The 9,534-nt window shown below is 34.6% G+C and carries 6 protein-coding genes, 8 tRNA genes, 1 rRNA gene and 1 pseudogene; all 16 read left to right on the top strand.

Annotation, left to right across the window (positions count from 1 at the left end; all coding sequences use genetic code 11):
• The first annotated feature begins 222 nt into the window (after positions 1-222).
• The 16 genes and pseudogenes from rrf (at position 223) to GW534_RS09515 (ending at position 9,418) form a co-directional block, all read left to right on the top strand.
• Positions 223-337 (top strand): 5S ribosomal RNA (gene rrf / locus GW534_RS09590).
• Between the two features lie 27 nt (positions 338-364).
• Positions 365-439 (top strand) — tRNA-Asn (locus tag GW534_RS09585).
• Position 440: 1 nt separating this feature from the next.
• Positions 441-513 (top strand) — tRNA-Thr (locus GW534_RS09580).
• 239 nt (positions 514-752) lie between these two features.
• The gene (locus GW534_RS09575; protein ID WP_161920792.1) at positions 753-1,499 is read left to right on the top strand and encodes a GntR family transcriptional regulator; all 747 of its coding nucleotides are present in this window, start codon (positions 753-755) and stop codon (positions 1,497-1,499) included.
• 375 nt (positions 1,500-1,874) lie between these two features.
• A pseudogene (locus GW534_RS09570) lies at positions 1,875-3,014 on the top strand (MFS transporter).
• A 294-nt stretch (positions 3,015-3,308) separates the two neighbouring features.
• Positions 3,309-3,383: transfer RNA gene (locus GW534_RS09565), tRNA-Glu, on the top strand.
• A gap of 3 nt (positions 3,384-3,386) precedes the next feature.
• Positions 3,387-3,462, top strand: a tRNA-Val gene (locus tag GW534_RS09560).
• A 311-nt stretch (positions 3,463-3,773) separates the two neighbouring features.
• Positions 3,774-3,849, top strand: a tRNA-Thr gene (locus tag GW534_RS09555).
• 11 nt (positions 3,850-3,860) lie between these two features.
• A tRNA-Tyr gene (locus GW534_RS09550) sits at positions 3,861-3,945 on the top strand.
• A 334-nt stretch (positions 3,946-4,279) separates the two neighbouring features.
• Positions 4,280-4,354, top strand: a tRNA-Gln gene (locus tag GW534_RS09545).
• Positions 4,355-4,625: 271 nt separating this feature from the next.
• Positions 4,626-4,698 (top strand) — tRNA-Lys (locus GW534_RS09540).
• A 349-nt stretch (positions 4,699-5,047) separates the two neighbouring features.
• Positions 5,048-6,064, top strand: a complete 1,017-nt coding sequence (locus GW534_RS09535) for a DUF1646 family protein (RefSeq protein WP_161920791.1) — start codon at positions 5,048-5,050, stop codon at positions 6,062-6,064.
• 145 nt (positions 6,065-6,209) lie between these two features.
• The gene (aroD, locus tag GW534_RS09530; protein WP_161920790.1) at positions 6,210-6,980 is read left to right on the top strand and encodes a type I 3-dehydroquinate dehydratase; all 771 of its coding nucleotides are present in this window, start codon (positions 6,210-6,212) and stop codon (positions 6,978-6,980) included.
• A gap of 136 nt (positions 6,981-7,116) precedes the next feature.
• Positions 7,117-8,016 carry an arginase gene (rocF, locus tag GW534_RS09525; RefSeq protein ID WP_161920789.1) on the top strand — a complete coding sequence of 300 codons (900 nt, stop codon included), beginning with the start codon at positions 7,117-7,119 and terminating at the stop codon, positions 8,014-8,016.
• A 202-nt stretch (positions 8,017-8,218) separates the two neighbouring features.
• On the top strand, positions 8,219-8,782 hold the full coding sequence (gene sigW, locus GW534_RS09520; RefSeq protein ID WP_161920788.1) for an RNA polymerase sigma factor SigW: 564 nt from the start codon (positions 8,219-8,221) through the stop codon (positions 8,780-8,782).
• A 15-nt stretch (positions 8,783-8,797) separates the two neighbouring features.
• Complete coding sequence (locus GW534_RS09515; RefSeq protein ID WP_312854652.1) at positions 8,798-9,418, top strand: anti-sigma factor; 621 nt, start codon at positions 8,798-8,800, stop codon at positions 9,416-9,418.
• The last annotated feature ends 116 nt before the right edge of the window (positions 9,419-9,534 follow it).

Raw genomic sequence — 9,534 nt, 5'->3', positions numbered from 1 at the left:
TTCGTAGTGCTTGAATATGCTACTACGAATTCTAATCGCACGAGATAATGCGAAAGCATTATCGAGGAAGGAAAGCAAAGTTGCACTAGTCGCTACGAGCCGAAGCTAGACAAATAAGTAGAACTTGGTTTTTAGCCTTACGTTATCTAGTTTTGAGAGAACGAAAAATTTTCTTGATTATTTAGCTTAATTAGTATAATATTAAATAAGCACAAAAATTAGCTTGGTAACGATAGCGAGAAGGTCACACCCGTTCCCATCCCGAACACGGAAGTTAAGCTTCTCAGCGCCGATGGTAGTGAAGGTTTACCTTTGCGAGAGTAGGACGTTGCCAGGCTTTTCGCATACAAAAATTTAGTTCTATTCCGCAGTAGCTCAGTGGTAGAGCAATCGGCTGTTAACCGATTGGTCGTAGGTTCGAATCCTACCTGCGGAGCCATGCTTCCATAGCTCAGTAGGTAGAGCACTTCCATGGTAAGGAAGGGGTCGTCGGTTCGAATCCGGCTGGAAGCTTACATAAATAGGATCGTTTATTAAGCGGTATCCAGTAAGGATATCGCTTTTTCCTAAATGTTAAAACCTTAAAATGGTGGACATTTCTCATAAAATATCTGTACAAAATCAGTATAGTATGCTAGTATACTTAATATGTAAACCGCTTTCATTAAAAATGAAACCGCTATCTATAATTATCTAAAAATCTATTATTATTGTTTTTTTGTTAAATATTAAATGTCGGGGTGCAAAAAAAGATGTTTACTATACCACCAAGAAATGCAGGAGAAAATAATAAAGATTACTCTTATAGAGTGATTCGTGATGCAATTATGTTTTTAGAATTAAAACCAGGTCAAGTTATTAGCGAAATCGATTTAGCTCAAAAGCTTGAAATTTCTAGAACACCGATTCGTGAAGTACTAGGCAAATTGAGAGAAGAAAATCTTGTTGAGGTGATCCCTCAAGTTGGTACCTATGTATCGAAAATTGATATTCAGTTGATTGAAGAAGCAGCATTTATGCGTTTTGTTATGGAAAAAGAAATTGTTAAATTAGCATGTGAAAGTTTTCCGAAAGAAAGTTTACAAGAATTGAAGAACAATTTGGCGATTCAAAAGTTGATGGTAAGTCAAGACGGTAGAGAGCGAGACTTCCATAGACTTGATACTCAATTTCATCGTATTATTTTTAAAGGTGTACGGAAAGAAAATATTTGGTTCTCAATTACTCGATTAAGTACTCATTATAATCGAATACGGGTACTTTCTGAATTGGAAAACTCTTTTGCTCAAGCAGTTGAAGAGCATAGAGAAATGGTAGATTGTTTAGAACAAGGAAACGTTGAACATGTTGATAATATTGTACGGAGACATATTATAGAACCAATGCGTTTATGGAATCGATTAATAACACCGGACAGTCCCTTTTCAGAATACTTTAATAACAGAGGAGAATTATATAAAACTTTGTCTACTATTGGAAATTTCTATGATTTGTCATAGAAATTTCTTTTTTGCAATTAAATCAGAGATAAGAAGTTTCATATATAAAATACATACTAACAAACAAATTTTATCTTATATAAACTTTTAAAAATAAAAAATGCTGCATACTAGTATAATAAGATTTTTTTGTAAACGCTTATTAGGAGGAATTATCATGAGTACAGTATATTCAGAAGTGACTGAAAGCACACAAAAAAAGCAACTCTTCCGTTCGGATTGAGAGATAAATTTGGTTATTTATTTGGTGATTGAGGTAATGACTTTTTCTTCTTTGTTGGCTCTTATTTAATGGTTTATTATACAGACGTTTTTGGGATAAGCGCTGCCATTGTCGGTGGTTTGTTTATGTTTGCCCGTATTTAGGATGTATTTGTGGATGTAACTTGGGGACGTTTCATTGATACAAGAAAAACCACGAAAAATGGTAAGTTTAGACCGTGGATTTTCCGAATGTCATTCCCACTTGTAATAGTAGGTATTTCCCAGTTTATTTATTTTCCTGGTCAAACAGAAAACTGCTATATGATTTATGGAACTGTTACGTATATCATATGGGGTACATTATATAGTACTGTAAACATTCCATATGGTTCTATGACTTCTGTTATGACAGCTATTCCAGTTGAACGTTCTACTTTATCAACGTGGAGAACAGTTGGTTCTATGATGGCTAGATTAATATTAAGCGCATTAGTTCCGATTCTATTTTTCGTAGATAACCAGCCTGATGGTGGTCGTTTCTTCTGGGGAGCAATCGGACTTGGTATTTTAGCAATCATATGTTATATGCTTTGTTATAATTTAACGACAGAGAGAATTACGATTGCTGAAAATAAATAACAAAAAATGAATTTAAAAATAACGTTAAAAGGTTTAGGGAAAAACAAACCTTTACTATGGATTCTTACTTCATCTTTATTAATTATGCTTACTCAAATGTTAATCGGTACGGTCAATGTTTACTTGTTCAAAGACTATTTTGCAAGTACTTTAGCTTTAAGTATCGTCGGTATGCTTCAAGCGATTGCCGTGTTTGTATTAGCTCCATTTGTAAAAACATTAACATCTAAATTTGGTAAAAAAGAAATTGCCTCTGTTGGTGTTTCTGCAGCTGCCATTACTTATATAGCTTTATACTTTTTACAAGGTATAAATATGTGGGTGTTTATTGGATTTACCGCAATCGCTATGTTAGGGTTCGGTATGTTTAACATCGTTGTTTGGGCATTCGTAGCGGATGTAATTGATTATCAAGAACTATTAACAGGAATAAGAGAAGATGGTACGGTTTACTCAATTTATTCCTTCTCAAGAAAAATCGGCCAAGCCCTTGCTGGTGGTTTAGGTGGTTTTGCTATTGCAGTAATCGGCTATCAAAGTGAAAAAGCAGTGCAAACTCAAGATGTGTTAGATGGAATTTATGTAGTTTCAACATTAGTTCCTGGAGTTTTATTTGCAGTTATTGATTTAATTTTAATCTTCGTATATCCATTAAACGTGTTGATCAATTAGCGGTTGACTTAGCTTCAAAAAGAAACCAATAATAATTTTTATAGATAAGTAATACTGCGAGGGGATTTTCAAATCTCTTCGTTTTTATAATTAAAAATGGTTGCATGATTCATCAATTGAATACTTTGAATTACATTTCGGTATTAATCAATCCAAAAATAAAATGAAATTTATTATTTGAAAAGAGTAGTCTAGATGTTCGAAAATTTAAATTTTAAATTTTTACTTTACAAACAAATATATTCTAGATATAATAATAAACGTCAGCTTAAGAGAGACAAGTCAATAAGTAATGGCCCCTTGGTCAAGTGGTTAAGACACCGCCCTTTCACGGCGGTAACACGGGTTCGAATCCCGTAGGGGTCACCATTTGGAGGATTAGCTCAGCTGGGAGAGCACCTGCCTTACAAGCAGGGGGTCGGCGGTTCGATCCCGTCATCCTCCACCATTACTTAAGTTTTATGTCCTTAGTTCGAATAAATATTAAAATATGCCGGCCTAGCTCAATTGGTAGAGCACGACCGAATAAACTCCGAAGCGATGCTTCAGCGTACCGCTCGAGCAACATCTTGATTAATCTTTCTGAGAGCGGGACGACAAAAAAATAAAACATCTATATTAAATATGCCGGCCTAGCTCAATTGGTAGAGCACGACCGAAAAAACTCCGAAGCGATGCTTCAGCGTACCGCTCGAGCAACATCTTGATTAATCTTTCTGAGAGCGGGACGACAAAAAATAAAAGATCTATATTAAATATGCCGGCCTAGCTCAATTGGTAGAGCAACTGACTTGTAATCAGTAGGTTGGGGGTTCAAGTCCTCTGGCCGGCACCATTCCTAAATATGGAGGGGTAGCGAAGTGGCTAAACGCGGCGGACTGTAAATCCGCTCCCTCAGGGTTCGGCGGTTCGAATCCGTCCCCCTCCACCACTTATTTGAATAATTCTTGGCACTTTGAATATAGGAGTGTCGAAAATTTAATTACTGAAGTGCTTCAAAGAAGAATAATCAATCGTAATTAAATTTTCTGCGTAGTAGGATTGAAAACCTATATTGTCGGAAGATTTAACTTCTGAAGACATTACATGAAGTTTTTACATCGAACTTAAATCTTCCTGCGATGTTATTATACAGACAGAAATAAGTTTTGTCGAAAATTTTATTACTGTAGTAATTCATAGATGTAAATTCAATGTAATTAAATTTTCTGCGGTGTGACTCCATGAAGCTGCTTCGGGGAAGATTCTTCATGCAGTAATATCAATGGGCTATAGCCAAGCGGTAAGGCAACGGACTTTGACTCCGTGATGCGCTGGTTCGAATCCAGCTAGCCCAGCCATTCATTTTTACATAGGACGTATACTAGTATTTCTGCTTTGAAATCGGGACGTCGTAGATGCAATTTAAGTAAGAAATCTATAAATGGTATTCAATAAAAAATTATTACGAGCCGTTAGCTCAGTCGGTAGAGCACGAAAGAGTAAGCTACGAAGCTGGACATCAGCGTACCGATTTCGCAAGCAACGGTGAGTAGACTACCCGAAATCGGGACGTCGTAGATGCAATTTAAGTAAGAAATCTATAAATAGTATTCAATAAAAAATTATTACGAGCCGTTAGCTCAGTCGGTAGAGCATCTGACTTTTAATCAGAGGGTCAGAGGTTCGAATCCTCTACGGCTCATCTAAAGTCTGAAGTCCTTGTATAAAGGATTTTGGACTTTTTATTTGTACGGAAATTGGATAAGTTGTTATTTTAGTTGAAAACATTCAAGCTGTTTGTTAGAATGTGAGTACAAAATAATATTGTGAATTGGTGGAGTCTGTCACAAAGGGCATTTTTATGTCTTTTTTGGCAGACTCTATTTTTATGCAAAAAATTAATATAGGGGGTGTCAAGGTAAGTAATCTAAATTTGCTATTATTATACACATTCTTAATCACTTTTAGGGAAAAATATGATTGAAGTCTTTTTTTAGTGGGTAATAAGCAGTTGTGTGAATAGGAATTTATATTTTGAATGGAGGTTTATTATGACAATAGGTTTATTAATTATTTTAATACTTGTTTTATTCTTACCCTTTACCATTAAAATTGTAGAACATAATTTAGAGTACTTCCTGTTTATTATGGGGATTGCCGCTGCTATAGTAGGTGGCGTATTTAATACTGAGCTACTTTTACATGCTTTAAAAGATCCGATAAAAATTACAATCGCTGTGTTAGTAGCTGGACTATTATTTAAATGGTTCCAGACTCAGTTAGGAAGAGCAATAAACACTGTAAGTAATAAGATGCCATTTCCATTATTTATCGCTTTAATTGTTATTGTATTAGGTTTCGTTTCTAGTATAATTACAGCGATTATCGCTGCGCTTGTTTTGGTACTTATTTTAAGCAATCTATCTTTAGAAAGAAAAGACTTGATACTACTTACAATCATTTCTTGTTTTTCTATTGGTTTTGGAGCTGCATTAACACCAATTGGTGAACCACTATCCACAATTACTGTTAGTAAAATGGGAGAAGATTTCTTCTATTTATTAGAATTAATCGGTCCGTTAGTTATTCCTGGTGTTATCATCCTCGGTATTTTTGCTGCCTTCGTAGTAAAACGTAATGAAGGGAAAAATGTTAGTGTAGAACAGGAAACGGAATCGTATGGTGAAATCATTATCCGTTCCGTTAAAATCTATTTATTTGTTTTTGGACTTACAATGTTAGGAGCTGGATTTGAACCGTTAATTAATCAGTATTTACTTGATTTAGATGCTAAGATTCTTTATTGGATTAACATTTTATCTGCAGTATTAGATAATGCAACATTAGCTGCTGCTGAAATTAGTCCGGCAATGACACCTGATACGGTAGAAGCGATTTTAATTGGATTAATTATTGCTGGCGGAATGTTAATACCGGGTAATATACCGAATATTATTGCTGCAGGTAAGTTAAATATTACAAGTAAAGAATGGGCAAAAATTGGTTTGCCGATGGGGTTTGTATTATTAATTGCTTACTTTATCATTTTAATTGCAATGGGATTATAATAAATAAAAAAGATATACTTTCAATTTTTAAAAGTAACTTAACTTTTGTCCGGATTGTTCATTAGCATCCGGACATTTTTTTATTCTTTTACATAAATAGACATGGTATATTATTACTTAATTGATATCCAAAGGAGTGCGGAGTATGGTGAAATCATTTCGTATTAAGAAAATCGTTATTGGTGAAGGTATACCGAAAATCTGTGTACCTATTGTTGGAACGGACGAAGAGCAAATAAACTCTGAGATTTCCATTTTAAAAGCAAGTAATTTCGACATTGTCGAATGGAGAGCAGATTATTTTGAAAGTGTAACCAATCTTGATAAAGTGCAACAAACATTAAATACTTTACGAGCTAGCTTGCCAGATGTTCCATTACTCTTTACCTTTCGTACTAAAGAAGAAGGTGGAGTTCGAGAATTTGATATACAGTCTTACATAACATTAAATGAAGCCGTAATTCGTTCTGGTCTTGTTGATATAGTCGATATTGAATTATTTACTGGTGATCAATATGTAAAGACTCTTATAGAGCAAGCACATAAAAATAATGTCCTTGTAGTTTTATCAAATCATGATTTTAATAGTACTCCACCTAAAGATGAAATCATTTTGAGATTACGAAAAGCACAACGATTAGATGGTGATATACCGAAAATTGCTGTTATGCCGCGTAATACGAAAGATGTCATTACGTTGTTAGATGCGACAAGAGAAATGAAGGAGCAATATGCTGATCGTCCTTTTATAACAATGTCTATGGAAGGAATCGGTCTTATTAGTCGTTTAGCAGGAGAAATTTTCGGTTCGGCAATAACCTTTGGAACGGTAACAAAAGCTTCAGCGCCAGGACAAATTCCTGCAAATGAATTAAAAAATATATTAAACGTAATACATAAAAATATTTCAAAATAACATTTTTTTCACGGTCTTGTATATTTATGGAAAAAGGCCGTGTTTTTTATGCAATAAACGAATAATTATGCAGTTTTTTGTCGTGTTGAGTCATTTCGCGAAAATTTATACGATTAATAATAAGGGGGGTTTTACTATGAAGAAAAGAATCTCAATTGTAGGTGCACCAATGGATTTAGGCCAACTACGACGAGGAGTTGATATGGGCCCTAGTGCTATTCGCTATGCAGGAGTCATCGAAAGACTTGAACAAATCGGCTATGAAGTGCACGATATGGGAGATATTCAGATTGGTAGACCGAAATTAGTAACAGACCCAAAAACAGGATTAAGGAATTTAGAAGCTGTAGTTACTGCAAACAAAAAGCTAGCGGAAAAGGTCGATAATATTATGAGAAGAGGAGATTTTCCGTTAGTGTTAGGCGGGGATCATAGTATAGCAATCGGTACGTTAGCAGGAGTTTCTAAATATTTTAATAGTTTAGGAGTCATTTGGTATGATGCACATGGAGATTTGAATACTGCTGAAACCTCACCTTCTGGAAATATTCATGGTATGCCACTTGCAGCAAGCCTTGGATTAGGAGAAAATGAGCTTACGGAAATAGGTGGATATTTTCCGAAAGTGAAATTTGAAAATATTGTTATAATCGGTGCCAGGGCATTAGATCCTGGAGAAAAACAATTAATTAAAGAAAAAGGAATTAAAGTTTATACGATGCATGAAATAGATAGATTAGGTATGACAAGGGTAATGGAAGAAACAATAAGTTATTTGAAAGAACGGACGGATGGTGTCCACTTGTCTCTTGACCTAGATGCTCTAGATCCATTGTTTGCGCCAGGCGTTGGAACACCGGTTGTCGGTGGTATAGATTATAGAGAAAGTAATTTGGCGATGGAAATGTTAGCGGAAGCTGAAATTATTACTTCAGCAGAATTTGTTGAAGTAAATCCAATTTTGGATGAACGTAATAAAACAGGAATTCTAGCAGTTGATTTAATGGGAGCATTATTTGGAGAGCGGTTATTATAGTTTTACGTGATACATATTGTGTTACATAAGATTCATAGATTAGTTATTCAACCACGGTTATAAAACCGTGGTGTTTTTTTGTGAGAAATTTTTAAATCCTTTAATAATGTTAAAAAAGTAGTATAATAATTGAAGGATAAAATGAAACTTTATTTGTGGTAAAACGTATTAATAAATAAGCCGCATGGAGCGGAGGGTAAAGATGGAAGAATTTGTAAAGTCACGGATAAAACAGGTTTTAAAAGGTGACCATAACGCATTTGGAGAAATTGTAGAAGTTTATAAAGACCGGATTTACCAACTTTGTTACCGTATGTTAGGGAATGCCCACGAAGCTGAAGATACATCACAGGAAGCCTTTATTCGAGCGTATGTTAATATTGATCGATTTAATATCAATCGGAAATTTTCCACATGGTTATATCGGATTGCAACAAATTTATGTATTGACCGTATTCGTAAAAAGAAACCGGATTATTTTTTAGATGCTGAAGTAAAAGGTACAGATGGATTAAACTTATATTCACAAGTTCAATCGAAGGAGATGACTCCTGATGAAAAGGTTGCAAAGATGGAGTTGCAGGAACTCATTCAAATGGAAATTTTAAACTTACCAGAGAAGTATCGTTCTGCGATTGTATTAAAATATATTGAAGAGTTATCATTAAAAGAAATTAGTGAAGTGTTAGACTTACCAATCGGAACAGTTAAAACTCGAATACATAGAGGAAGAGAAGTTTTAAGAAAGCAGCTCCGCAATATTTAATGTGAGGTGAAAGATGTGAATCAATGTCCTGTAGATATTAAAGAATATATGCATGAGTACTTGGATGGAGAAATTTCACCTGAACATGAACAAATCCTTCAAGACCATTTAGCAATATGTTCCGATTGTAAGCAAGATTTACATGAATTAGAAAAAACGATTGCATTAGTTCAAAGTATGTCACATATAAAAGCATCGGATGATTTTACTTTAAAAGTGATGCAGAATTTGCCACGAGAGAAGAAAAGAGTTGGTATTAAACGCTGGTTTAGTCATCATCCGTTTCTAACAGCTGCTGCTATATTCCTTATTTTAATGTCAGGAAGTCTTTTCTCATCATGGGGAGATGCTGAACAATTTTCAGTAACAAAGGTTCCGAATATTGTTGTTGAAAATAATACAGCGATTGTGCCTGAAGGAGAAACAGTGGAAGGGGATATTGTTGTTCGAAACGGCGATATTCGTATTGAAGGAAAAGTTGATGGCAATGTAACAGTTGTAAATGGTGATAAATATTTAGCCAGTGCTGGTGAAGTTACAGGGAAAGTAGAAGAAATCAATGAGATTTTTAGTTGGTTATGGTATCAAATTAAAAATGGTGTAAATAGCTTCATAAATTTATTAGCTGGTTCTTAACGTGTAAAGTTGTCCTTTCTTGGGACAACTTTTTTATTTTCTTAGAGGAAATAATTGACTCTCGGCTAGCTCGTTGTCATAATGTGAAATAGCGTATGATTTTTTTAAATGGTATA

The sequence above is a fragment of the Pallidibacillus pasinlerensis genome, from assembly GCF_009996845.1.
GTDB classification, from domain to species: domain Bacteria; phylum Bacillota; class Bacilli; order Bacillales; family Caldibacillaceae; genus Pallidibacillus; species Pallidibacillus pasinlerensis.
This window is presented reverse-complemented; position numbering and strand designations above follow the sequence as displayed.